The organism is Rhizobium giardinii bv. giardinii H152 (assembly GCF_000379605.1).
Lineage (GTDB): Bacteria > Pseudomonadota > Alphaproteobacteria > Rhizobiales > Rhizobiaceae > Pararhizobium > Pararhizobium giardinii.
Window position 1 is genome coordinate 162,853 of the sequence record NZ_KB902602.1, and the last position, 21,862, is coordinate 184,714.

Consider the following 21,862-nt stretch of genomic DNA (forward strand, 5'->3'; position numbering starts at 1 on the left):
CGCCATGGAACATGTCCGGCCCCCTTACGTCTCCGCAGGACTGCGCCCCCCCGGATTGGGGCGTCAGGCCTTCCTGCTGGTCCGCCGCGAAACTGCCGCCAAGTTCGCGTCGTTGTGGTTCTGGCTGGTCGCCAGCGCGCTCTGCCTCATGGCTTATGTCTACGGGTCCGGCTTTGCGCAGACGTTTGAAACCGAATCCGTCCTTGTGACGGCGGATCCGCTGGCCGGGCTAAATATGCTGGTGGTGGCTTTTCTCGGCCTCGTCCTGGGGCTCAGGCTCGCGGGCGGGCTCAGCTGGGAGCGCGAACACCACACGCTGGAGGTGCTGCTGGTCGGCCCAGTCTCGTCGAGCGTGGTCGTGCTGGCAAAATATCTGGCGGAACTGGTGGTCCTTGCTGTGCTCGTTGCCGTCTACTGTTTCTATATCGTGGCCGCGCAGCCCCTTGGAGCCGGTGTGACCGGCGCCGGCGATTTCGCTGCCATCCTCGCGAACGGTTTGTTCGTGCTGCCCGTGATGGCAATGGGGCTTGCCGTTTCCGCGATGACGGGGTCGGTGCGCATGGCTGTCCTCATCTATCTGGCGCTCGTTGCGCTGCTCGCCGCCTATGAAGTGGGGCTTGGGCTGCTGCGGGCGCTGCCTGCGGAGACTATGAGTCTGTTTTCGCTCTATTTGCAGGCGCTGCTGGAAGCCGGGGCACCCCTTTTCCACGCGCTGTCGCCTGTCGCGGGCATTGCTTTTCTGGCCGAACGTCTTGTGACGCAGGAGGCGCCTTCGGTGCCCCAGTCGCTGGGCGTCATCGCGTTGACGGCTGGACTCGCACTGCTCTCCTGTTACATCGCCCGCCGGAAGGGAGCCTAGGCATGTGGAGAACTCTTGCCGTACTCCTTCTTTGCCTCCCGGCCGCCACCCCCGCGAGAGCGATTGAACCCGAGCGAAAAAACGCCGTCATCGTCACTGGCCGTGTCTGGGATGGCTTCGGCTTCAAGGACATGTTCCTGCCATCGCGCTCGCCGACGCTGCATCTCCTGTCCGGCGAAGATAGCGCCATTTCCTTCGTGGAGACGCAGGAATATTATTGGCCGCTTTCCCGGCAGGTCTATGTCGATCTTGAGAAGAAACGTCAGGACGTCCATGGCGTCCTCAGGATCACGCAGAACGGCACGATCGTCGCGGAGCTCGAACCTTCGCCCTATGTCATCGTCTATCCAGATGGGGTCCTGAACGGCAGTGGCCAGCTTCTCTGGGGCGTGGACGCCAACGAGGCCCACAGTGCCTATCAGCGGGAAGAACGCACCGCCGCCCGTCGTTACGTCGCAGCCGCGGTGCAGCAACGCGCCTACGAGCGCAAACTCCTGGAAGCCGGGGCCGCGCGGCTTAACGGTGCGCCGGTCGAAATCATCGAGCCGCCCGATCCGCTACCCAAGCCAAGTCTGCGGCTCGTGACGGAACCCGCAACTGCCTATCGTCTCGCTCTCAGTGCCGGGCAGTACGAGATGGCACTCATCGTCAGCGGAAAGCCTGTGTCCGACACGCGGCGCCGCCTCGACGTGGTCGACATAGCCGGTCGCCGCGTCACCGTCGCGGAGGTGGTGCCCGAGGAGCGCTGGACGCGGCCGATCGCCACGAACGGCGAGCATATGCGCATCTTCGCCAGGCCGGGCTCTACCTTCTATCTGATGCTTTCGCAGGCGGATCGTTTCGACGAGTCGGAGTACCTGCCGGTGGTCTCGCCGCAACAGGATGTGGTTGCAGGGCGGAGCCTCTGGGTCAGACGCATGCCGTCGCCGGTCGACAGCCTTGCTGTCAGGTTCTCCCAGAATGGTGATGCACAAACTGTTCCGCTTGCCCGATTGAAGGTGACGCAGACGGAAGGCTCCGGTTTCGGCTACCAGGTACGAGCCGCCAAGACAGGCGAAACAGAAGACCTGACGGCCTTCGCCGTCTCCGTCCCGGCGGGAGCCGGCGTGTTGCAGGGCGTAGTCCGGTCGGGCGGAGAGGGCATCGGAGCTTTTCGACGTGACGTCGTCGTGGTTCAGCCGCGCAGCGATGGTCTCGCCCTCGGCCTCGCATTGCTCCCGCTGCTCGGCTGGCTAGGCCCGAAAATTATCCGCCGGACGGCGGCAAGTGCGGTTGCGGACAGCTAACCGCCAAGCAATCCCGAACATTTCTCAAACAGGAAGGCCGGCTGATTGCCGGCAGAAGAAAGGCTTTGACATGAAGATAGGTGCCCCAAGGGAGCTTTGGCCGGGTGAGGCGCGCGTTGCGCTGACGCCGGAGTCAGTGCAACAACTGCAGAAACTTGGCCATGAGTGCCTGGTGGAGACAGGCGCAGGGCTTGGGGCGGGCATTTCGGACGATGCCTACCGTGCAGCGGGCGTGAGCGTCGTGGCGGATGGCGCAGCGCTGTTTGCGGCCTCGAACGTGATCGTCAAAGTGCGGCCGCCGACGGGCGATGAAGTTGCTCGCCTTTCAGACGACAAGACGTTGATCTCCTTTTTCTATCCAGCACAGAACCCGGAGCTTCTGGATCAGGCCAGGGCGACGGGCGCAAACGTCATCGCGATGGACATGGTGCCACGCATTTCGCGGGCGCAGAAGATGGACGCGCTCTCGTCGATGGCCAATATAGCCGGCTACCGCGCCGTCATTGAGGCGGGCAACAATTTCGGCCGCTTCTTCACCGGCCAGGTGACGGCGGCCGGCAAGGTTCCGCCGGCGCGAGTGCTGGTGATCGGCGCGGGTGTCGCGGGGCTTGCGGCTACTGGCGTCGCCGTGTCGCTCGGCGCGCAGACCTATGCCTTCGACGTGCGGCCCGAAGTCGCCGAGCAGATCGAGTCGATGGGCGCCGCGTTCGTTTACCTCGATTTTGCGGGCGGCCAGCAGGATGGTGCTGCGACCGGCGGCTATGCCGCGCCGTCTTCGCCGGAATTCCGCGAGACACAGCTTGCAAAATTCCGCGAACTTGCTCCGCAGATGGACATCGTCATCACCACCGCGCTTATCCCCGGTCGTGATGCGCCAAAACTGTGGCTGGCCGACATGGTCGCCGCCATGAAGCCCGGCTCGGTCGTGATCGACCTTGCCGCTGAGCGCGGCGGCAATTGCGACCTGACCGTTGCCGACCAGCGCGTCGTCTCCGACAACGGCGTCGTCATCATCGGCTATACCGATTTCCCCAGCCGCATGGCAGCGCAATCCTCCACCCTCTACGCCAACAACATCCGTCACATGCTGGCGGATCTGACGCCGGGTAAGGATGGCGTGATCGTCCACAATATGGAGGACGACGTCATCCGTGGTGCGACCGTTGCCTTCGACGGTGCGATCACCTTTCCGCCGCCACCGCCCAAAGTGGCCGCGATTGCCGCGCAAAAACCCCGGGAGAAGCCGAAGGAGCTGGCGCCAGCGGAAAAACGCGCGCAGGAAACCGCCACTTTCAAGGCGCAGGCCAGAAGCCAGGTTGCCCTGCTCGCCATCGGCACCGTGCTGATGCTCGTCGTCGGCGCCTATGCACCCTCGACCTTCATGAGCCATTTCATCGTCTTCGTGCTTGCCTGCTTCGTCGGCTTCCAAGTGATCTGGAACGTGTCACATTCGCTGCACACGCCGCTGATGGCCGTCACCAATGCGATTTCCGGCATCGTCCTTCTCGGCGCGCTGCTGCAGACCGGCTCGCAGAGCGGTCTGGTGAAGGTTCTCGCCGCAATCTCCGTGCTGATTGCCACGGTCAACATCGTCGGGGGTTTCCTCGTCACACGGCGCATGCTCGCCATGTTCCAGAAGTCGTAATCGGGAGGAATTTATCATGACGATCGGTATCGTTTCGGCCGCCTACATCGCGGCAGCTGTTCTCTTCATCCTGTCGCTCGGCGGACTGTCCGGCCAGGAAAGCGCCAAGCGCGCCGTCTGGTACGGCATCGTCGGCATGGCGCTCGCAGTCATCGCCACGGTGTTCGGGCCGGGCGCCGGCAACGGCGTCGTGGTGGCGCTGATGGTCGCCGGAGGGGCAGTGCTCGGGTCTTACGTGGCAAGCCGCGTGCAGATGACCGAGATGCCGCAGCTCGTTGCGGCGCTGCACTCTTTCGTCGGCCTCGCCGCAGTGTTCATCGGCTTCAACGCCCATATCGAGGCGACGCATATTGCCGGTCTCGATGAAACCGCCCGCACGAGGCTTGCCGGCTTTGCCGCGATCCTCGCGCACAAGACTCCTGCGGAGCTGTCGATCATGCAGGTCGAGGTTTTCGTCGGCGTGTTCATCGGCGCGGTTACCTTCACCGGCTCTGTCGTCGCTTTCGGCAAGCTTGCCGGCAAGCTCGACGGCAAGGCGAAGAAACTGCCCGGCGGCCATATGCTCAATGCGGTGGCGGCACTCCTGTCGCTCGTCCTGCTGGTGCTCTATCTCAATAGTGCCGGCGTCTGGACGCTTGGCCTGATGACCCTTCTCGCCTTCTTCATCGGCTATCACCTGATCATGGGCATCGGCGGTGCTGACATGCCGGTGGTGGTGTCGATGCTGAACAGCTATTCCGGCTGGGCGGCCGCCGCGATCGGCTTCACGCTCGGCAACGACCTTTTGATAGTCACCGGCGCGCTGGTCGGGTCCTCAGGTGCGATTCTGTCCTACATGATGTGCAAGGCGATGAACCGGTCCTTCGTCTCGGTCATTCTCGGCGGCTTCGGTGCGACGGGCGGCCCGCAGATGGAGATTGCCGGCGAACAGGTGGGGATCGACGTCGACGGTGTCGCAGCAGCGCTGAAGGACGCCGACAGCATCATCATCGTTCCGGGCTACGGCATGGCGGTGGCGCAGGCGCAGGGTGCGGTCTCGGAACTGACCCGCAAGCTGCGCGCCGACGGCAAGACCGTGCGCTTCGCCATCCATCCTGTCGCCGGTCGCCTGCCGGGCCACATGAATGTGCTGCTCGCCGAGGCCAAGGTGCCCTACGACATCGTGCTGGAGATGGACGAGATCAACGACGACTTCCCTAACACCGACGTCGTCATCGTGATCGGCTCGAACGACATCGTTAACCCGGCCGCCCAGGACGACCCGAACTCGCCCATCTCCGGCATGCCGGTGCTCGAAGTCTGGAAGGCCAGGCAGGTCTTCGTCTCCAAGCGCGGCCAAGGCACCGGATATTCCGGCATCGAGAACCCGCTATTCTACAAGGAGAACACCCGCATGTTCTATGGCGATGCCAAGGAATCGGTCGGAAAGCTCCTGCCCGTTCTCGCCTGAGCGGCGGCTCTTTGCAGGCCCAGCGGATTGGGGCAATAGAAGGCACGTCATGGCGTCTCTACGGGGCGCTGTCAGCGCCCCACCTGCCGGGCGACTGTTTCTGATCCCTAAGCGATCCGGGGGCGGAGCTTGTGGTGGGCGATAGGGTGATGTCAGGCTAACTGGAGCTGAAGCTTTTGGATGCCGGACGCAATGCACCTCCTCCCGCAAAGCTTCGTGTTTCAGGCGACCCATTCCCCCTCCCAAGGGGGCGCCTGACGGAAAAAGCCTGTCGCACCTTCTCCCGCGGCGGGCTTTTTCGTTCTCCGATACAATCACGCTCTGAGTTCAAGCTTAAAGCAGACTGCCCTGTTCCACCATGCCGGCAAAGAACATCAGCGACCTCTCCTCGTCGCGTGCAAACCAGGCATTCGGCACCTTGCCGCCCTCCTCCTGGCTGGCCGGATCCGGTCCGCGAAGCTGGTGACCGGGACGAGACATCTGCTTTCGACACCGAACCATCGCGTCCAATGCGGAAAACTGAGCTTGCGCACGTTGGTCGTGCCGCGGTCTGCCTCCATGCGGATCAGTTCTTCGAGATCGAAAGGCTTGCCCTTCGCCGCAAGCTTCTCGGCTTTCGCTTTGGCCGCCTTCTCGACCCTGAAGCGCCGGGGAGAGCAGTCCCCAGCGCGCATGGACCAACTGTTTCTTCCCGCCAGTGGTATTGCGGACGATCGGCCCCATCTGATCGGGGTTCATCTGGTAAGCCGGCATCAGGTTGATCAGGCTTTCAGCGTCCTTTGCCCATTTTAAGACCCAGCCTGCGCACCGTCATGCCGACACGTTCATGCGCGCAAGGCCTTTCGAGACCGGCGCTCATTTAATCCCGCTTGCCGAATTTCGAGCAATGGAAATTCTCCTGAATATTCAGGAAGGGAACGTCTCCGAGAATCTCGATCAAATCACCTGGGTCATAGCGATGTGTCACTCTGCAGTGCTGGCAGGTGATCTTGATGAATTGACCGAGCTCCACCGCTGACGACATTCTGGGAAGATGCCTGGCAATGCTCGGGGGGCGTTAATGTCTTTAGAAGCTTTTTATCAACGTTGCGATCTTTAAGTGAACGGCCAGATCGAGGAACGGAAGATTAACGTTCCCGCAGTGATTGTCGGCTCTCTGAGCGTGGCCGGGCTGCTTGCGGCGATCGCGGCTTTCGTGCTCGCAAATTCGTCTGGTTGGAGCTGGAGCGAGACCCAGCCATGCCTATCAGAAGGGATTTTGCAAGATCAGCTGTTTGTACGCAAAGCCGTATCTCAAAGCCTTAGGCCATCCAAACACTCCAAATGTTTGGTTGAAGGTAAATATAGTCAGGAGGACGGCGGTTTTTCGGAAAAGTTCCTAAAAGATTACCTGAATTGCTGTGGAGTTTACAATGGTCCACCGGGGCACAAGTTCTCTCCTCCTACATTTTAATTTCTGTGGTTAACAGAGTGTTAGCGCCGCGATTGCTATCTGCGGGGATGCGAACGAAATTGAATGGTCGCCTGGCCTAGGGGTCAAAGTTCTGGGTATCACCCTTCAAGATGCAGAAAACTGGGTTGTTTCTGCCGCTGCAAAACCTGTCGGTATCTGCCCGGATTGCGGAACGCGAAGTCGGCATCGGCACGGCTGGCATAACCGCCGCCTCCAGATTTGCCCGTTCAGGGTCAAGTTGTGAAAATCAACCTCGCACTGACCCGGTGGCAGTGTAGACACCGAAAATGAGGGCGACGGACCTTCACCGACAGGTTGCCCGAGATTGCTTCGCCCTACATGCGACGAACTGAACGGATGGCTGAGATAGTGGCCTTGATTGGCCGGATGGGCGGTCGCCCGGGTGAATACTTGATGCATCGGCTCGGCATGCCGGTCAGCGACCACACGATCTTGCGGCAATTGAAGCGCAAAAATCCGGCGTCCATACAAAGAGACAAAATTCGGATCGTGGGCATTGATGATTGGAGCTGGCGGCATTCCTCGCGGTACGGCACTTCGCCAAAATGCGTGGCCTGGCCATGCGCTTCAACGGCATCTTGCGCAGCAGGCATTCGGAGGCACTGGATGAATGGATCGACGATGCCATTGATACCGAGCTCACGGCGATCATGCGCTTCGCCAGCGTTTTGCGCCGGGATATTGATGCCGTGAAAAATGCAATCGAACTCCCGTGGAGCAACGGTCAAGCGGAAGGGCCGATCAACCGCTTTAAGATGCTCAAACGAGCAATGTACGGTCGCGCCGGCCCAGAATTGCTGAGGGCGAGAATGCTGCCGCTGAATCACAGAATTTGAGGATGAACCCCGATTAACTGGCAAATGACCTCATTAGCCCCTTCAACGGCGAGCCGGCAAATGTTGGCAATGGCGGGATGGTGACCTTCGAAGCGCGCTCCCGGGCTCAGGTTCAGGACGTTGCGGTCGCTTTGGCGGCTGGCGGCTCTGACGAGGGCGCTCCTGGTCCGAGAGGAGATTCCGACGGCCCTTACTGCGCATATTTCCGCGACCCTGAAGGCAACAAGTTCCTCGTGTACAGAAACGGGCCTGACGAGGCTTGACCATCGGGCATTGCCATTGACCAGGCCACTGGGATTTTCAGATTCGGCGGCCGCGGCCCAGCCCTTGAACCCAAACAGTGTTGTGCCGGCCGCATTCCACGGAAGGCACCCACTCAGGTGCCGCTCGATGGGCGGACCTCGTCCTTACAAGGATTATCAACAAGACGGCCGGCGTGACCAGGCAAAGTGTTCATCGCACAATGATGATGTCCGCTTGGCCGACGGCGGTATCTTTTAAGATCAAGAGCCTCGACGCCGAAGCCATCGCCCTGTCATTTCAAACTCTGGTTCACGACGGTTATTATCTTTGCGACGGATTCGAGCGTGCGATGGACTGGGCACTTGCCGGCAATCTCGGCGATTTTGCCACGAAGCTCCTCCGAGACCTCGCCATCGATGGAGATGACACGCTCGAATTGGTCGATCCGCGCACTGCCGCTGCGTTCCTGATCAGTGCACTCCTCGCAATCCTTGGCATGGATCTTCGTATGCGACACGTCGACGCCGATGCGCCCGAGCGTCAGCTTCTTGTGATCGGCATACAGGCGCAGCGTCATCGACGTGCAGGCGCCAAGTGCGATAGACAGAAAGTCGTAGGGTGATGGTCCAGAATCTAGCCCGCCCACCGTTTCGGGTTCATCGGCGAAGAGACGGTGGCTGCCGGCCTGAACCGCGTTCTGAAACCTGCTTTCCCCGGTCTCCATCACGCGGACATGTTCGATCGGTCCCTTGCCATGCGGCGTGTCCGCAGCGAGATAGCGCGTCAGCCATCCCGAAATGATCCTTCCGGCGAATGCTGCGTCCTCCCGGTTACTGAGCAAGTGGTCGGCCTTGTCCAGCGATACAAAGCTCTTGGGATGTTTGGCTGCGAGGAAGATTTCCGTGGCATTCTCGATTCCAACCGACTGGTCCAGCGGTGCGTGAAGGATGAGGAGCGGCTTTTTCAGGCTGGCAACAGCGTCTTTGATGCGTTGTGCGCGCGCGTCCTCGACGAATTGTTTTCTGACAAGAAACTTGCGCCCGGCAAGATCGACTTCGGCCGCACCACTTTCTTCGATCTCCTCAAGGCTCGTTCCGAAGTTCTTCAACACATGGGCCACATCGGCCGGCGCGCCGATCGTTGCAACGGCTCGCACTTCTGGAATGTTTTGGGCGACGGCCAGGACAGCCGCGCCGCCGAGCGAGTGACCGATCAGCAACGACGGCGCCTGATAACGATCACGTAAATAATCGGTAGCCGAAAGCAGGTCGGCAATGTTGGAGGAGAAATTTGTCGAGGCGAATTCGCCTTCGCTCGATCCGAGACCCGTGAAATCAAAGCGCAGGACAGCGATACCTTCGCGCGCGAGCTCGGCTGCGATGTGGCGTGCGGCCGCCAAATCCTTGGAACAGGTAAAGCAATGGGCAAACAGTGCGTAGGCGCGTAAAGGCCCGCTTGGCAGGTCGAGGCGGGCGGCCAGGGTTGCGCCGGAATGGCCGGCAAATTGAAGCCGTTGCGTGTTGAAGGCCATGATGAAGCTCCTTCGCTGTGGGGACTGGTCAATCCACATCGACAACAAGATCGACTATCCCGACGCCCGTTCCAATCTAAACCTTCGCTCGCAGTCTGTGATATGGGAATACCGCCGGCAGGGCCGGCGGTCTATGGAAAATGTTTTCGAACTAGCGTGCTCCCACCGTGCGGCCGGCTATTCGGCCGCCGACCGCCGAGGCAGCACCCAGTTCGGACGCACGTAGTGGCAGCTGTAGCCGGTGGGGTAGCGCTCCAGATAGTCCTGGTGCTCGGGCTCGGCCTGCCAGAAGTCGCCCACCGGCTCGACCTCAGTCACCACCTTGCCCGGCCAAAGGCCGGAAGCGTCGACATCGGCTATGGTGTTCTCGGCTATTCGCCTTTGCTCCTCATCGACGTAGTAGATCGCCGACCGGTAGGAGAGGCCGATGTCGTTGCCCTGCCGGTTTTTCGTCGAGGGATCGTGGATCTGGAAGAAAACCTCCAGGAGGCGCCGGTAGCTGATCCTCTCCGGATCGAAGATTATCTCGATGCCCTCGGCGTGCGTACCGTGATTGCGGTAGGTAGCGTTCGGCACATCGCCGCCGGTGTAGCCCACGCGGGTCGCGGTAACCCCCGGGAGCTTGCGGATCAGGTCCTGCATACCCCAGAAGCATCCGCCAGCAAATACAGCTCTCTTGGTCATTCAGATATCCTCCACTTGGTTGATGAACGCGCCGTAGCCCTGAGTTTCCATTTCCTCGCGCGGGATGAAGCGGAGTGCTGCGGAATTGATGCAGTAGCGCAGGCCGCCCCGGTCTTGAGGGCCGTCGGGAAACACATGGCCGAGATGACTGTCGCCATGCGCGGAGCGCACCTCGGTGCGGATCATACCATGCGAACGATCGCGCAGCTCCGCGACATTTGCCGGGACGATCGGCTTGGTGAAGCTCGGCCAGCCGCAGCCGGAATCGAACTTGTCGGCCGAGGCGAACAGCGGTTCGCCGGAAACGATGTCGACGTAGATGCCCGGCACTTTGTTGTCGGTGTACTCCCCCGTGAAGGGGCGTTCGGTGCCGTTCATCTGCGTCACCCGATACTGCTCGGGCGTTAGTTTCCTGACCGCTTCGTCAGTTTTTGTATAGGTCATTGCCCTGTCTCCGTTTCTGGATTTGTGGAGTGAATATGGCGACGGCGCCCCCTCGCGATCAAGACGCGTATGGTTGGGCATCTCCGTGACGGTGTCCTCGCCGGTCCTAATTATCGAGCGCAGCCTGTGGCGTATTGCGGAAACTGATCGCCATGCGATTATAGGCGTTCATCAGGCCGATCGCGATCGTGAGGTCGACGAGTTCGCGCTCGTCGAACACGGCATGAGCGGCCTCGTAGGCTTTGTCCGGTACGCCGGTCTCGGCCACGCGCGTCACCGTTTCGGCCCAGGCAAGAGCGGCCCGCTCACGCTCGTCGAAGAGATTGCCGGCTTCGGCCCACGCCTGCACCAACGCGATCTTCTCGATTTTCGGGCCTTTCTTCAAGAGATCGCGTGTGTGCATGTCGAGGCAGTAGGCGCAGTTGTTGATTTGCGAGATACGCAAATAGACCAGGTCGACCAGCACGGCAGGGAGGTTGCTTTGCATGATGTAGCCGTAGACGCCGCCAAGGGCTTTGACGCCGGCAGGAGCGATCTGGTTATAGTCGAGACGCTTGCTCATTTGTTTGGCTCCTTGTGGTTGGGTCTTACTTGATGGGGGTGGTCAATTCCTTTTCGTCGCTATCGGCGACGAAGACCGCGAGCAGCCTTGCAGGCTTGGTCTTGCTCACATTGCGGCTGACGAGATGGTTGGACGCCGGCGGTTCGTGCCAACTCTCGCCGGCGCGGTAGATCTGCGTCGGGCCGTCATTCACCTTCGACTCGATTTCTCCGGAGAGGACGTAGGCGAAGATGAATGACGAGTCTGCATGCCTGTGCGGGATCGAGGCCCCACCCGGCGGATAATCGACAATCAGGGCTGTCAGGGTCTTACCCGGAATGTTGGGTATGGCCCGCTCGAAGTGTGGCGTGACGACGTCGCCGGGATCATGCGCTGCGGCAGGTATGGCGGTGGTGATTGCAAGGGCGGCGCAGGCTGCGCCGATGATGGATTTTGCATTCATAATGGCATCTCCTCGATGGCGTTTTCAGCTTCTTGTCTCCGGAAGGGAGACGGTTTTACGACGATTTTCACGGCGCTGTATAACTACGACTAAACTAATCGTAGTAAGTGAGCAACGATAATTCCGACCGCTTTTAGAAACGCTCCGTCAACGTCAGGGAGACGGAAGGGGATTGCCGAAGCGGGTCTTGCATGCTATCTGCGACTGAATTTATCGCTGTTTTGGACAGTTCCATGGCTCATGTAAGCGCCGGTGTCGAATATGCTCTGCACTGCCTGCTTTTCCTCGTCGATGCGGAGGAACTGGGGCAGCCGGCGAGCGCGCGCGATCTTGCCGCGTTGCAGAAGGTCCCTGCCGAATTTGTTGCGAAGCTTTTCACCAAGCTTCAGAAGGCGGGCATCGTCGTCGCCCGTGAGGGAATTAGCGGTGGCTTTGCGCTCGCGCGCCCCGCGACCGAGATCACCGCACTCGATGTCGTCGAAGCTGTCGATGGACGTAAAGCGCTGTTCGAATGCAAGGAGATCCGTGCTCAGTGTGCGCTTTTCGGAGACCGCACGCCCGCCTGGGCGGTGGACGGCGTTTGTGCCATTCACGCGGTCATGATCGAAGCCGAGAAGCGGGCAAGAGAAGCGATGGCCGGTCACACGCTGGCAAGCATCGCCGGACGCGCGGCCACGAAGGCGCCCAAGGACCATGCCGGCGACGTAAGGGAATGGTTGGCGGCGCGCACTCCGCGGCGCGGCCGCCGCGCACAGGCGTCGCAATAGCTCGCCGAGCGCCGGGAGAACAGGTACTGACCAGTATGCTGAGGTCCGGCCGCGTGATGCGTGTTCATGACGTGATCTCCCTCCGCGTCACCTGTCCTGGTTCGGGTCAGTGGCGACGCAGCTTCGGCCTTCATTGGTCGTACTGCCGGCGCGCGATCGCATCGATCTCGAAACGGGAGATGCCAATGTCATTGAGTTGGTGGTCGCTGTATCGCGCAAGTTCGCGAGCGGTCTGGTGATAGCGCTGATTGGCGCGGATTCTGCTCCCCATAAACGTCACGCTGCAATATCCGCGACGTTGCTCCCGTTCGTCCTCAGCATCGCCTCACGGATTTGCTGCCGCAACCATGCGCAGCCAAGATCGCTGTCCGTTTGAAGTGGCCAGACCATTGCGACGGGCGGAAAAGAAAGCGCCAATGGCACCGGGCTGACTTCAAGTCCCAAGAGCGGCCCGTAACGAAGCGCAATGCGCGATGAGACGGTAGCAATCACGGCAGATGAACGTGCTGTTGCCAATATCGACATGAATTCGGGGGCTGCCGCCACCACTTCCAGTTCTGCCCCGGCATGCTCCAGCGCATCCTTGACACAGCCATGCAGGCTGTCGGTCTGCGATATCACCGCGTGTTGTGCGGCCATATAGGCATCAAGGCCCACCGGGCTGGAAAGCTTTAGCAATTGCGGATTGAAACAGCACAATACGCTGGACTGATACAGCGGCTCGCAATGGTGCCGTGAATCCGGCAGATAGCTGCACCCCACAGACAGATCGACGACACCCGCATCCATCATCGCGTCGACCTCCTGCGCATCGCCACCGCGGGCGAGGATACGGATGCCCGGGGCGATATCGCGCAAGCGAGCCGTCAAATCGGGAAGCAGTAGCAGTTCCACCTCACTCGAAAGTCCCAACCGGAATGTTCGCCGTTCGGTGGCCGGATCGAATGCATCCGCCATCAACACCGCCGCCTGCGCCTGCCTCAGAGCCTGCCGCACCGGTCCGGACAAATTGAGGGCCCGTGCGGTGGGCTTCATCACCTGACCGACCCGGATGAAAAGCTCATCCTGAAACAGCGTGCGCAGGGTGGATATATTGTGGCTCATGGCAGGCTGCTGGATTTTCAACCGCTGTGCCGCGCGTGTCACGCTCATCTCTTCCATCATCGCATCGAAGGCAACGAGAAGATTGAGGTCGAAGGAACGAAGATTGAAATGATCGATGACTTGCATGAACGATATCGATTTGATTGTTGACCGAGACATCCTTAGCTCATGGGCAGGAACTTGCAAGCGGTTCCGAAAACATACCCAAGGAGCAAACCCATGCCATCCCGTCGTTCCATTCTCAAACGCGCTCTATCCGGCCTCATAGCCGCGCCCTTCCTCGCACCATCGCTCGCCTTCGCCAAAGCACCCTATGCCATTGTTCAGGCACCAGGTTTCTACCGGCTGAAAATGGGCTCCGTAGAGGTCACGGCCCTATCGGACGGCACCGTTGCTCTGCCGCTGGCCAAGCTGTACACCAACACCAGCGAACAACATGCGCAGAGCGCGTTGAATGATGCATTTCTGCCGGAGAACGTACCAACCTCCGTCAACGCCTTCCTGGTCAACACCGGGGAAAGACTGGTACTGATCGACGCAGGCACCGGTGACTATCTGGGGCCATCGCTCGGCAAACTCGTGGCCAACATTGAGGCGTCAGGTTACAAGACGGATGACATCGATGATGTCGTCCTCACCCATATTCACACCGATCATTCCGGCGGATTGATGCGCAATGGCAAGCGGACCTTTCCCAACGCCACAGTGCGGGTCAATGAGCGCGAGGCAAAATTCTGGCTGAGCGCGGAAAACGCCAAGGCGGCGACCGGTGTCGTCAAACGGCATTTTGGCGAGGTGGATCAGTGCGTGACGCCTTACGTGAAAGCCGGGAAATTCGAAACCTTCGGAGATAACCAAGCGCCCGTTCCAGGTTTGGGCTCCATTCTTTACGCGGGGCATACGCCGGGTCACAGCGCCATCACAGTGGAAAGCGAAGGCCAGAAGATCGTCTTCTGGGGCGACATCACCCATGGCGATATCCTGCAATTCGATGAACCCGGCATCGCAATCGAATTCGATATCGACCAGAAGGCCGCCGTTGCTGCACGCGACCTTGCCTTCAGGCAGGCGGTGGATGGCAAATATCTGGTAGCAGGGGCGCACATTGCATTCCCTGGAATCGGCCATGTGCGTGCAGACAGCACCAATTATGACTGGCTGCCGGTCAACTACTCCTAGAATTGACGGACGGATTTGGCGACAAAAATAGCCTCTTCTTCCGCAGCGCCAAGGTCGTTCGCTACGGTTCCAGCTGGCCGGCACCAACCCGTACCCGGTTCGGGTCCACCGGAAAGAGTCTATAGGCGCCCGACACGACGCACTCAGACAGCCGTCGCCACGGGCAGCTAGGGCTGTGTCGCTCGGTACGCGCGAACATGGTCAATGAGCGCGCGTAGCTTAGGCGCCATATTGCGGCGGTTGGGGAAGTAAAGGAAGAACCCTGGAAAAGGCGGGAGATAGTCGTCCAACGCCGTGATCAACTCGCCGCGGACGATATATGGACGAAACGTCTCTTCCAGCGCAAATGTAATACCGCCGCCAGCGAGCGCGGTCCGGACCATCAGATGCAGATCGTTTGTGGTGATTTGCGGCTCGACGGCGACGTCGAAAGGTATGCCATCCTCCTCGAACTCCCATCGGTATGGCGCAGCACTTGGAGACGGACGCCACCCGATACAGCGATGATGCACGAGTTCTCGAGGATGCCGGGGCGTTCCGTTGGCCTCAAAGTATCCCGGCGTCGCGACGACCACTTCTCTCTCTTTTTTGGTGAGTGGCACCGCGACCATATCCTGCTCGATCACCTCACCCAGCCGCACCCCTGCATCGAAACCGGCTGCTACGATGTCGAAGATATCGTCGGTCACCGTGACGTCGATCGTGATGCCCGCATGGGCTTTGGCGAAGGACGCAATCAGCGGGCCGGAAAGAAATTGTTCGGCGATCGATGTGACCGCGATCCGCAGCAAACCGCTGGGTCTGGCGTCACCCGCTACGTTCTCGAATGCGGATTTTACGTCGGCTATTGGTTGAGCCAGCGTTTCACGGAAGCGGGTGCCCGCCTCTGTCAGTCGCACACTGCGCGTCGTCCGGCTGACGAGCGCGATGCCGCAAATATCCTCGAGACGTCTGACCGCTTGGCTCACGGCCGAGCGTGTAACGCCGAGGCGATCAGCGGCCGCCCTGAAATTCCCTTCTTCTGCGACTGCGAGAAACACCGGGACCAGATTTAGATCGATTATCATTGTCGCGCCCTACTAACCAATCACGTTAGCAAAAAGGGAATACAAGCGACAATCGAATTTGTCTACCAATTGCCCGTGGCCGACCAGTCACCTGGCGGCATGACAGACAACCGATCATTGAAGGAGATATTCCCATGACACACATCAAGATCAGTCTCGCCGCGGCTTTCGTAGTCGGGATCTGCGCCGGACCTGTCGCTGCACAGGATAGCTCCTGCCCTCGGGCAGGCGCCGATGCTCCTCTTGCCCTTCATGCTGACTGGATCATGAAGGGTTGGGAACGCAATGAAGGCGACGGCAAATTCGTGTTCGCACAAAAGCTGAACCGGTATTACGACCTGGAAAACACCAAAGGGGTTTTCTACGACAATTTCGCGCCTGGCAGCACACAGCTCTTTGACAACTCGGCTCGCTACGGCGCCAACTGGGAGGCGTTGTAGAACGCTGCCCGATCGGTTCGCCACGGCTTGACCGGTGGTCACGACGCGATCGTCAGCGACACCGTCGCGTCGACAACACTTGGCTTCGTTGGCCGCATTGATCGTCTTGACGGCAAGGTGATCGCTTTTGATGGTCGCTCGCAGCTGGGCTGGGAATGCACCGCCGGCACATGGAAGATCCGCCATGAGCTGAACTACGCCTGGGTCGTCGAGCCAGAGACCATCCAGTCTGTCCTGGGCAAGACGGAGCCGGCGCAATGACCACACAAGCATTCTCGCACTCTTACGTCGGCATGTGGGTGACCGCAGACGGTCGCATACGGCACCAGTTGCTCCCGAATGGCCGCTACGACGAGGCGCGCGGCTCCCGCGAAAGCGCCTATCAGGGAAGATACGAGGTGTCCGGAGATCATATCGAGTACTGGGATGATACCGGCTTTGCGGCCGACGGCGATTTTGTCGATGACATCCTGCACCATGCCGGAATGGTTCTCTATCGCAGGCGGTAGTCAGGTCATGATGACGCCGGCAGACCCTGCCGGCGTGGTCGATTTTCCTTCGATGGAGTAGACCATATTTGGCGATGCAGCAGCAGTCACGCTCATTCGAGCACTGCCAGGAGAGGGCGCAACCTTGCGTTCGCTTCTTGGAAAAGATGCTGTCGGAAGCTTTCCGGATTGCGCCAAGAAGCCGGCGATACTCACTGGCGGAGTCGATGCGGATTTCATCGGCCTCAAGATTCGGATGAGACCGGTTTTGTTTTCCTATCCGACGGAAATGCTGCATTGCATCACTGATGGTGGTTGTGGGCGGAGATGTGAACCGGGGCATGTTCCATTGAAGCCTAGGCAACCTACGCAGCTATTCTCGTTTTAAGAAAGGGTCCGCATTGGCAAACATGGAACCATCCCGTGAAAAGGTTTTGCCCCCGATCCCGGCCGTTACCGGAAAACCCATTTATCCAGCGGCCCTCGTGCCTGAACTAGAAGAGGCTACTGCAAGGCCCGAGCGAACGTCACCACTCGGGCTTGAACAGTATATAGCCGGTCGCACGCTTGTCAGTGGCGATAGTCCGGCGTGGAATGACATGTTCGTGCAGGTCTATTCCCGCCTGAACAAGCAGGAGCCCTTTCTTGTTCCCGCTGTTGCCGAACCACTGATCGTCTGGGTGATGTCGGGAGAGGCCGTGGTCGAAGAGCGTGACCTTGATGGGGACTGGGTCGCCAACACAGTCACCGTTGGAGACTTCTTTCTGACCCGATCCCCCACGCCCTACGAGATGCGTTGGCGCGCGATCGGAGAAGCGCCCTTCCAGGTCATGCATCTTTATCTCTCCGTTCCCCTGTTCGAGCGCGTCGCCTACGACGTGCTGGGCTGCGCCGCCCCTCCTGCACTGCGCGACATCTCCGGCGGCAAGGACACGCAGCTGTCACACCTTCTTGCATTGATCCACCAGGAGCTGGCGTCTGAAGGCAAAGGCAGCCAGCTGTTCATCCAGGGCCTTACCCAGAGCCTCGTGGTGCATCTGATCCGGAATTATGCCGCGAGTGACGCTGCCGACGATCGCCAGAACGCCCTTCCCGGCTTCAAGCTTCGTCGGGCCGTCGCCCACCTCGAGCAGCATCTGGCCGAGCCGTTCAATCTCGCACAGCTTGCCGAAACGGTGGGCATGAGCGAATTTCATTTCAGTCGTTTGTTCAAGAAGGCGACCGGGCTCTCGCCCTCACGCTACTCCATTCGCCAGCGCGTTGCCCGAGCGCAGCTTCTCCTGCAGGAGACGGATACGAGCATCATCGAGATCGGCATGTCGGTTGGCTATTCCAGCCCAAGCCATTTCGCGCAGGTCTTCCGTCGGGAGACCGGCCTGCCGCCGAGCCACTACCGGCGAGGCTAGGTTTTCCACCTGTCGCGATTTCGAGCAAGATCGCGACAGGTGGAGCAAGGCCCCGAGAGAAGGGCGCCGGTGAAAGGCTTAGCTTCCTCCTTGTCAAAACGAAACGCCCGCCGCGGTGGTGGGCTTCAAGACAAGGAGTGAAGACAATGACCAACCTTAACGGAAAGATCGCACTTGTTACCGGCGCATCGAGTGGCATTGGCGCTGCTACCGCCGTCAAGCTCGCTGAAGCCGGCGCAAAGGTCGGCCTGGCTGCCCGCCGCACCGAAAAGCTCGAGGAGATCAAGAGGCAGATCGAAGCCAAGGGCGGTGAAGCTCTCGTGATCGAAATGGACGTCGTTGACACGACCTCGGTTGACGCGGGCGTCAAGAAGCTTGTCGAGACCTATGGTTCGATCGACATCCTCGTCAACAATGCCGGTCTCATGCCGCTTTCCGATATCGATCAGTTCAAGGTCGACGAGTGGCAGCGGATGGTGGACGTGAATGTGAAGGGGCTGCTCAATACGACGGCCGCTGTTCTGCCCCAGATGATCAAGCAGCATTCCGGCCACGTCTTCAACATGTCCTCGATCGCTGGTCGTAAGGTCTTCAAGGGCCTTTCGGTTTACTGCGCCACGAAACATGCGGTCACGGCCTTCTCCGACGGCCTGCGCATGGAAGTCGGCCAGAAGCACGGCATTCGCGTGACCTGCATCCAGCCAGGCGCGGTTGCCACCGAGCTCTACGATCACATCACCGATCCGGGCTACCGCAAGCAAATGGACGAGCTGGCCAGCCAGATGACCTTCCTTCAGGGCGAGGACATCGGCGACACCATCGTCTTCGCAGCCCGGGCCCCGGCTCATGTGGACGTCGCCGAGCTGTTCGTTCTGCCAGTAGAACAGGGTTGGTAACAGACCGGCCCTGACGGGTCCCTGCTTCGAGGCAGGGACCTCTCAAGGGAGATTGTCATGAAGGAATTACCTGCATCTCAAGCCTATCGCGTCCTGGAACCTGGCCCGATCGTCATGGTCTCAACGAGTGATAACGGCAAGCCAAACGTGATGACGATGGGCTTCCATATGATGATCCAGCATGACCCGCCGCTGATCGGTTGTGTCATCGGGCCCTGGGATCACAGCTATCAGGCTCTCCGGAAAACCGGAGAATGTGTCATCGCTGTGCCCGGTCTCGATCTCGCCGAAACCGTTGTCGACGTCGGGACCTGTTCGGGCGATCGGGTGGATAAATTCCAGAGGTACGGTCTCAAGACGCGACCTGCCAAGGACGTATCAGCCCCGCTCCTCTCCGACTGCCTAGCCAACATCGAATGCCGGGTCGTCGATACCCGGCTCTGCGACCCCTACAACCTCTTCATCCTTGAGGCGCCGAGGATCTGGATCAACGAGGGCCGAAGGGAACGTCGAATGATGCATCACCGGGGTGACGGCACGTTCACCGTCGACGGCGGCACGCTCGACCTCCAAGACCGCATGGTCAAATGGCGCCATCTCCCGTGAGAGGGCGCGCCGATCCTCACAAGCCAGCAACCAATTATGAAAGGAAGAAACATGTCTGCCTATCTCATCGTCGATCTCGACATCCACGACATGAAGTCCATCGAAGACTACCGGTCCAAGGCATTGCCGCTCGTCGCCAAAGCCGGCGGCAAGCTTATTGCCATCGATGAAACCCCTCTGGAGTTGGAAGGCTGGACAGCCACCAACATGCTCATCATCGAGTTTCCGGACAAGGATGCGATCCTTCAGCTCTTCGCATCACCCGAATACGCGCCTTTGGCCGCACAGCGGCAGGCTGCGGCCGCATCGCGCATCATAGCGATCAACGGCGACTGAAAAAAGCAAGATCGCGACAGCTCCTGCAAAGGCGCGAGAGATCTTTTCCGGACATGCCGTGACTATGCGGGTGTCGCCCTAACGAAGAAGGAGACCGGAAATGGCTGACCTCACCAACGTGGCCTACTTCACTGCGAAGCCGGGCCGCTCACGAGATCTGGGTGACGAACTGCTTCAGCTCGTCACGCCATCGCGCAACGAGGAAGGCTGCCTGCGCTACGAAATCCACCAATCCAACGATATCTCCGACATGTGGATGGTGCTCGAAGACTGGCGGCATGCATCCGACTTCAAACTGCATATGAGCACGCATTACGTCCAGGCTTTCATGGCGAAGGTCCCTGACCTGTGCGTCGAAGACGTGGAAATCTGCGGCTACCAGCAACGGTCCCCGCAGGCTTGAAACAAGAAAGGAGTATATGAAATGAGCACGAAAAACCCCAAAGTCTGGCTCGTAACCGGATGCTCTACGGGCTTCGGTCGCTACATCGCGGAACACCTGCTGGAGGCCGACGAAAAGGTTGTCGTCACGGCCCGCAAGACCGACAAGATCGCGGATCTTGAACAGAAGGGCGATGCCCTGATCCTTCCACTCGACGTCATCGACCGGGATCAGTGCCAGAAGGTCGTGGACGCTGCAGAAGCGCATTTCGGTCGGATCGACGTCCTGATCAACAACGCCGGGATCGGCTTCTTCGGTGCTGTCGAGGAAACTGATGAGCAAAATGCCCGTCGCCTGTTCGACGTCAATTTCTTTGGAACCGCCAATACGATCCATGCGGTCCTTCCGCATATGCGAGCCCGCCGCAGTGGTACGATAGTCAATCTGACATCGATCGGCGGCCTGGTCGGCTACACAGGCGTCGGCTACTACTGCGCCACCAAATTTGCGGTGGAGGGCCTGTCGGATACGCTTCGGAAAGAAGTCGCTCCTCTCGGCATCAATGTCATAACAGTCGAGCCAAGCGCCTTCAGGACGGAATGGGCCGGATCGTCGAATGAGGTCGCGGCGACTATTGCCGATTATGAACCGACAGCCGGCGAAGCACGTCGTGCTTACCATGCATCGGTCGGCAACCAGGCTGGGGACCCGGCACGCGCGGCGAAAGCCATCCGCGAAGCCGTGATGGCGCAACAGCCTCCGCACCATCTTCCGCTCGGCAATGACGCCGCGGACGCCGCTCTGAACAAGGCGGAGGATCTCAAGGCAAACGTTGTTGCCTGGGAAGCTTTGTCTCGTTCCGCCGACTTCCCGGCTAATTGAACTAAACCAGTCAAACCTAAACACGAAACCAACACTAACGCGGCCGTCGCCACGGAGATTGAAGGAGTGTGTCATGTCGAAGCGACTTGAAGGAAGAGTAGCTAGGTGGTTCCGGTATCGGCGCCGCCATTGCCAACCGGCTTCTTGAGGAGGGAGCGTCCGTGATGATCTCCGGCAGAACCGAGAAGCGGTTATCGGAAGCTGCCTCGAAGATGCCGGCCGAACGCAGCGGCACATTTGTCGCCAATGTTTCCTCACGGCCGGACTGCGACGCCCTAGTCGCAGCGACCGTGAAACGGTTCGGCCGCATCGACACTGTCGTCAATGCCGCCGGCATGAATCTCGTCGGCACCATCGAAGAGACGAGCGATCAGGATTGGGACGAGTGCATTGCCTCGGACCTTTCGGGCGTCTTCTACATGAGCCGTGCAGCGGTTCCGCATATCAAGGAGACCAAGGGCTCGATCGTCAACATCGGCTCCGTCTCTTCCCTTGGTGGCGGCTGGAGCCATGCGGCCTACAATGCTGCAAAGGGTGGCGTTGCAAACCTAACGCGCTCAGCGGCCTGCGACCTGGGCAAGTTCGGCGTAAGGGCCAATACAGTGGCGCCCGGGCTTACCGTGACGGGAATGGTGGATGCCATCATGGATGATGACGAGCTGCGAAAAGGCCTGGGACCGCATTCCATTGAGACGGGCGGCCAACCGGAAGAGATTGCCTCGGCGGTCGCCTTCCTTGCCAGCGACGAAGCGGCATGGATCACCGGTATAGTCCTGCCGGTGGACGGTGGCCAGACCTGCGCGGATGGCGGCCCGGAGTGGGATAAATGAAACCGCGAAAAGCCCGGACATTG

At 59.9% G+C, this 21,862-nt stretch carries 24 protein-coding genes and 4 pseudogenes; 19 read left to right on the top strand and 9 right to left on the bottom strand.

Annotated features, from left to right (window positions below; translation table 11 throughout):
• The first annotated feature begins 4 nt into the window (after window positions 1-4).
• The 4 genes from A3AY_RS0109690 to A3AY_RS0109705 all read left to right on the top strand — a co-directional run bounded on the left by A3AY_RS0109690 (window position 5) and on the right by A3AY_RS0109705 (window position 5,240).
• Window positions 5-859, top strand: a complete 855-nt coding sequence (locus tag A3AY_RS0109690; RefSeq protein ID WP_051108332.1) for an ABC transporter permease — start codon at window positions 5-7, stop codon at window positions 857-859.
• Window positions 860-861: 2 nt separating this feature from the next.
• Window positions 862-2,145 carry a hypothetical protein gene (locus A3AY_RS0109695; RefSeq protein ID WP_018325483.1) on the top strand — a complete coding sequence of 428 codons (1,284 nt, stop codon included), beginning with the start codon at window positions 862-864 and terminating at the stop codon, window positions 2,143-2,145.
• A gap of 70 nt (window positions 2,146-2,215) precedes the next feature.
• On the top strand, window positions 2,216-3,790 hold the full coding sequence (locus A3AY_RS0109700; protein ID WP_018325484.1) for a Re/Si-specific NAD(P)(+) transhydrogenase subunit alpha: 1,575 nt from the start codon (window positions 2,216-2,218) through the stop codon (window positions 3,788-3,790).
• 16 nt (window positions 3,791-3,806) lie between these two features.
• Entirely contained in the window at window positions 3,807-5,240 is a 1,434-nt protein-coding gene (locus A3AY_RS0109705) for an NAD(P)(+) transhydrogenase (Re/Si-specific) subunit beta (protein ID WP_018325485.1), read from the top strand.
• Window positions 5,241-5,597: 357 nt separating this feature from the next.
• Here A3AY_RS0109705 and A3AY_RS34920 read toward each other — a convergent pair.
• Window positions 5,598-5,993: pseudogene (locus A3AY_RS34920) on the bottom strand (SOS response-associated peptidase family protein); the annotation flags it as partial.
• A 73-nt stretch (window positions 5,994-6,066) separates the two neighbouring features.
• Between A3AY_RS34920 and A3AY_RS39070 the strand changes: the two are divergent.
• The 4 genes and pseudogenes from A3AY_RS39070 to A3AY_RS40430 all read left to right on the top strand — a co-directional run.
• A complete protein-coding gene (locus A3AY_RS39070; RefSeq protein WP_162709202.1) occupies window positions 6,067-6,258 on the top strand; it encodes a hypothetical protein in 192 nt (63 codons plus the stop codon).
• 493 nt (window positions 6,259-6,751) lie between these two features.
• Window positions 6,752-7,251: pseudogene (locus A3AY_RS41400) on the top strand (transposase family protein); the annotation flags it as partial.
• 23 nt (window positions 7,252-7,274) lie between these two features.
• On the top strand, window positions 7,275-7,550 hold the full coding sequence (locus A3AY_RS41405) for a transposase (RefSeq protein ID WP_420830250.1): 276 nt from the start codon (window positions 7,275-7,277) through the stop codon (window positions 7,548-7,550).
• Window positions 7,551-7,579: 29 nt separating this feature from the next.
• Window positions 7,580-7,813, top strand: a pseudogene (locus A3AY_RS40430) (VOC family protein); the annotation flags it as partial.
• A gap of 272 nt (window positions 7,814-8,085) precedes the next feature.
• On the opposite strand, the gene A3AY_RS0109735 reads toward A3AY_RS40430, so the two are convergent.
• The 5 genes from A3AY_RS0109735 to A3AY_RS0109755 form a co-directional block, all read right to left on the bottom strand.
• Window positions 8,086-9,324: a bifunctional alpha/beta hydrolase/OsmC family protein gene (locus A3AY_RS0109735; RefSeq protein WP_018325490.1), complete on the bottom strand. Its 1,239-nt coding sequence runs from the start codon at window positions 9,322-9,324 to the stop codon at window positions 8,086-8,088.
• 177 nt (window positions 9,325-9,501) lie between these two features.
• Window positions 9,502-10,008, bottom strand: a complete 507-nt coding sequence (msrA, locus tag A3AY_RS0109740) for a peptide-methionine (S)-S-oxide reductase MsrA (RefSeq protein ID WP_018325491.1) — start codon at window positions 10,006-10,008, stop codon at window positions 9,502-9,504.
• Window positions 10,009-10,452: a peptide-methionine (R)-S-oxide reductase MsrB gene (msrB, locus tag A3AY_RS0109745; protein WP_018325492.1), complete on the bottom strand. Its 444-nt coding sequence runs from the start codon at window positions 10,450-10,452 to the stop codon at window positions 10,009-10,011. It lies immediately after the preceding gene.
• 106 nt (window positions 10,453-10,558) lie between these two features.
• The gene (locus tag A3AY_RS0109750) at window positions 10,559-11,014 is read right to left on the bottom strand and encodes a carboxymuconolactone decarboxylase family protein (protein ID WP_018325493.1); all 456 of its coding nucleotides are present in this window, start codon (window positions 11,012-11,014) and stop codon (window positions 10,559-10,561) included.
• A 25-nt stretch (window positions 11,015-11,039) separates the two neighbouring features.
• Window positions 11,040-11,456 (bottom strand): cupin domain-containing protein, encoded by a 417-nt coding sequence (locus A3AY_RS0109755; protein ID WP_018325494.1) that lies wholly within the window; start codon window positions 11,454-11,456, stop codon window positions 11,040-11,042.
• Between the two features lie 233 nt (window positions 11,457-11,689).
• Here A3AY_RS0109755 and A3AY_RS0109760 point away from each other — a divergent pair, with 233 nt between their 5' ends.
• A complete protein-coding gene (locus tag A3AY_RS0109760; RefSeq protein ID WP_026203275.1) occupies window positions 11,690-12,223 on the top strand; it encodes an RrF2 family transcriptional regulator in 534 nt (177 codons plus the stop codon).
• Between the two features lie 130 nt (window positions 12,224-12,353).
• Here A3AY_RS0109760 and A3AY_RS37665 read toward each other — a convergent pair whose 3' ends face one another.
• Together A3AY_RS37665 and A3AY_RS0109770 are read right to left on the bottom strand one after the other, a co-directional pair.
• Complete coding sequence (locus A3AY_RS37665; RefSeq protein ID WP_018325496.1) at window positions 12,354-12,494, bottom strand: DUF1127 domain-containing protein; 141 nt, start codon at window positions 12,492-12,494, stop codon at window positions 12,354-12,356.
• A 5-nt stretch (window positions 12,495-12,499) separates the two neighbouring features.
• Window positions 12,500-13,453, bottom strand: coding sequence for a LysR family transcriptional regulator (locus tag A3AY_RS0109770; protein ID WP_018325497.1), 954 nt, complete (start codon window positions 13,451-13,453; stop codon window positions 12,500-12,502).
• A 93-nt stretch (window positions 13,454-13,546) separates the two neighbouring features.
• Between A3AY_RS0109770 and A3AY_RS0109775 the strand changes: the two genes are divergently transcribed.
• Window positions 13,547-14,506: an MBL fold metallo-hydrolase gene (locus tag A3AY_RS0109775; RefSeq protein WP_018325498.1), complete on the top strand. Its 960-nt coding sequence runs from the start codon at window positions 13,547-13,549 to the stop codon at window positions 14,504-14,506.
• Between the two features lie 167 nt (window positions 14,507-14,673).
• Here the strand turns inward: A3AY_RS0109775 and A3AY_RS0109780 are convergent, their stop codons facing one another.
• A complete protein-coding gene (locus A3AY_RS0109780) occupies window positions 14,674-15,573 on the bottom strand; it encodes a LysR family transcriptional regulator (RefSeq protein WP_018325499.1) in 900 nt (299 codons plus the stop codon).
• A gap of 134 nt (window positions 15,574-15,707) precedes the next feature.
• On the opposite strand from A3AY_RS0109780, the pseudogene A3AY_RS41170 reads away from it, so the two are divergent.
• The 9 genes and pseudogenes from A3AY_RS41170 to A3AY_RS34930 all read left to right on the top strand — a co-directional run bounded on the left by A3AY_RS41170 (window position 15,708) and on the right by A3AY_RS34930 (window position 21,839).
• A pseudogene (locus A3AY_RS41170) lies at window positions 15,708-16,274 on the top strand (hypothetical protein).
• Window positions 16,271-16,522: an Atu4866 domain-containing protein gene (locus A3AY_RS0109790; RefSeq protein WP_018325502.1), complete on the top strand. Its 252-nt coding sequence runs from the start codon at window positions 16,271-16,273 to the stop codon at window positions 16,520-16,522. Before A3AY_RS41170 ends, A3AY_RS0109790 begins: the two are co-directional and overlap by 4 nt.
• A gap of 380 nt (window positions 16,523-16,902) precedes the next feature.
• On the top strand, window positions 16,903-17,907 hold the full coding sequence (locus A3AY_RS0109800; RefSeq protein ID WP_026203276.1) for an AraC family transcriptional regulator: 1,005 nt from the start codon (window positions 16,903-16,905) through the stop codon (window positions 17,905-17,907).
• A 146-nt stretch (window positions 17,908-18,053) separates the two neighbouring features.
• Entirely contained in the window at window positions 18,054-18,803 is a 750-nt protein-coding gene (locus A3AY_RS0109805) for an SDR family oxidoreductase (protein ID WP_018325505.1), read from the top strand.
• A gap of 57 nt (window positions 18,804-18,860) precedes the next feature.
• The gene (locus tag A3AY_RS0109810) at window positions 18,861-19,409 is read left to right on the top strand and encodes a flavin reductase family protein (RefSeq protein ID WP_018325506.1); all 549 of its coding nucleotides are present in this window, start codon (window positions 18,861-18,863) and stop codon (window positions 19,407-19,409) included.
• A gap of 51 nt (window positions 19,410-19,460) precedes the next feature.
• Complete coding sequence (locus A3AY_RS0109815; protein ID WP_018325507.1) at window positions 19,461-19,745, top strand: DUF1330 domain-containing protein; 285 nt, start codon at window positions 19,461-19,463, stop codon at window positions 19,743-19,745.
• Window positions 19,746-19,845: 100 nt separating this feature from the next.
• Window positions 19,846-20,148, top strand: a complete 303-nt coding sequence (locus tag A3AY_RS0109820) for a putative quinol monooxygenase (RefSeq protein WP_018325508.1) — start codon at window positions 19,846-19,848, stop codon at window positions 20,146-20,148.
• A gap of 21 nt (window positions 20,149-20,169) precedes the next feature.
• Window positions 20,170-21,009 carry an oxidoreductase gene (locus A3AY_RS0109825; RefSeq protein WP_018325509.1) on the top strand — a complete coding sequence of 280 codons (840 nt, stop codon included), beginning with the start codon at window positions 20,170-20,172 and terminating at the stop codon, window positions 21,007-21,009.
• 164 nt (window positions 21,010-21,173) lie between these two features.
• The gene (locus A3AY_RS34930) at window positions 21,174-21,839 is read left to right on the top strand and encodes an SDR family NAD(P)-dependent oxidoreductase (RefSeq protein ID WP_018325510.1); all 666 of its coding nucleotides are present in this window, start codon (window positions 21,174-21,176) and stop codon (window positions 21,837-21,839) included.
• Window positions 21,840-21,862 lie beyond the last annotated feature (23 nt).

Excerpts from the sequence above, each read along its gene's own strand:
- A3AY_RS0109750 (WP_018325493.1), bottom strand. The coding sequence starts at position 11,014 with ATGAGCAAGCGTCTCGACTATAACCAGATCGCTCCTGCCGGCGTCAAA.
- A3AY_RS0109735 (WP_018325490.1), bottom strand. The coding sequence starts at position 9,324 with ATGGCCTTCAACACGCAACGGCTTCAATTTGCCGGCCATTCCGGCGCA.
- A3AY_RS0109755 (WP_018325494.1), bottom strand. The coding sequence starts at position 11,456 with ATGAATGCAAAATCCATCATCGGCGCAGCCTGCGCCGCCCTTGCAATC.
- A3AY_RS0109780 (WP_018325499.1), bottom strand. The coding sequence starts at position 15,573 with ATGATAATCGATCTAAATCTGGTCCCGGTGTTTCTCGCAGTCGCAGAA.
- A3AY_RS0109700 (WP_018325484.1), top strand. The coding sequence starts at position 2,216 with ATGAAGATAGGTGCCCCAAGGGAGCTTTGGCCGGGTGAGGCGCGCGTT.
- A3AY_RS34930 (WP_018325510.1), top strand. The coding sequence starts at position 21,174 with ATGATCTCCGGCAGAACCGAGAAGCGGTTATCGGAAGCTGCCTCGAAG.
- A3AY_RS0109825 (WP_018325509.1), top strand. The coding sequence starts at position 20,170 with ATGAGCACGAAAAACCCCAAAGTCTGGCTCGTAACCGGATGCTCTACG.
- A3AY_RS0109775 (WP_018325498.1), top strand. The coding sequence starts at position 13,547 with ATGCCATCCCGTCGTTCCATTCTCAAACGCGCTCTATCCGGCCTCATA.
- A3AY_RS0109690 (WP_051108332.1), top strand. The coding sequence starts at position 5 with ATGGAACATGTCCGGCCCCCTTACGTCTCCGCAGGACTGCGCCCCCCC.
- msrB (WP_018325492.1), bottom strand. The coding sequence starts at position 10,452 with ATGACCTATACAAAAACTGACGAAGCGGTCAGGAAACTAACGCCCGAG.
- A3AY_RS0109695 (WP_018325483.1), top strand. The coding sequence starts at position 862 with ATGTGGAGAACTCTTGCCGTACTCCTTCTTTGCCTCCCGGCCGCCACC.
- msrA (WP_018325491.1), bottom strand. The coding sequence starts at position 10,008 with ATGACCAAGAGAGCTGTATTTGCTGGCGGATGCTTCTGGGGTATGCAG.
- A3AY_RS0109820 (WP_018325508.1), top strand. The coding sequence starts at position 19,846 with ATGGCTGACCTCACCAACGTGGCCTACTTCACTGCGAAGCCGGGCCGC.
- A3AY_RS0109705 (WP_018325485.1), top strand. The coding sequence starts at position 3,807 with ATGACGATCGGTATCGTTTCGGCCGCCTACATCGCGGCAGCTGTTCTC.
- A3AY_RS37665 (WP_018325496.1), bottom strand. The coding sequence starts at position 12,494 with ATGGGGAGCAGAATCCGCGCCAATCAGCGCTATCACCAGACCGCTCGC.
- A3AY_RS39070 (WP_162709202.1), top strand. The coding sequence starts at position 6,067 with ATGCGCGCAAGGCCTTTCGAGACCGGCGCTCATTTAATCCCGCTTGCC.
- A3AY_RS41405 (WP_420830250.1), top strand. The coding sequence starts at position 7,275 with ATGCGCTTCAACGGCATCTTGCGCAGCAGGCATTCGGAGGCACTGGAT.
- A3AY_RS0109815 (WP_018325507.1), top strand. The coding sequence starts at position 19,461 with ATGTCTGCCTATCTCATCGTCGATCTCGACATCCACGACATGAAGTCC.
- A3AY_RS0109770 (WP_018325497.1), bottom strand. The coding sequence starts at position 13,453 with ATGCAAGTCATCGATCATTTCAATCTTCGTTCCTTCGACCTCAATCTT.
- A3AY_RS0109810 (WP_018325506.1), top strand. The coding sequence starts at position 18,861 with ATGAAGGAATTACCTGCATCTCAAGCCTATCGCGTCCTGGAACCTGGC.
- A3AY_RS0109760 (WP_026203275.1), top strand. The coding sequence starts at position 11,690 with ATGGCTCATGTAAGCGCCGGTGTCGAATATGCTCTGCACTGCCTGCTT.
- A3AY_RS0109805 (WP_018325505.1), top strand. The coding sequence starts at position 18,054 with ATGACCAACCTTAACGGAAAGATCGCACTTGTTACCGGCGCATCGAGT.
- A3AY_RS0109790 (WP_018325502.1), top strand. The coding sequence starts at position 16,271 with ATGACCACACAAGCATTCTCGCACTCTTACGTCGGCATGTGGGTGACC.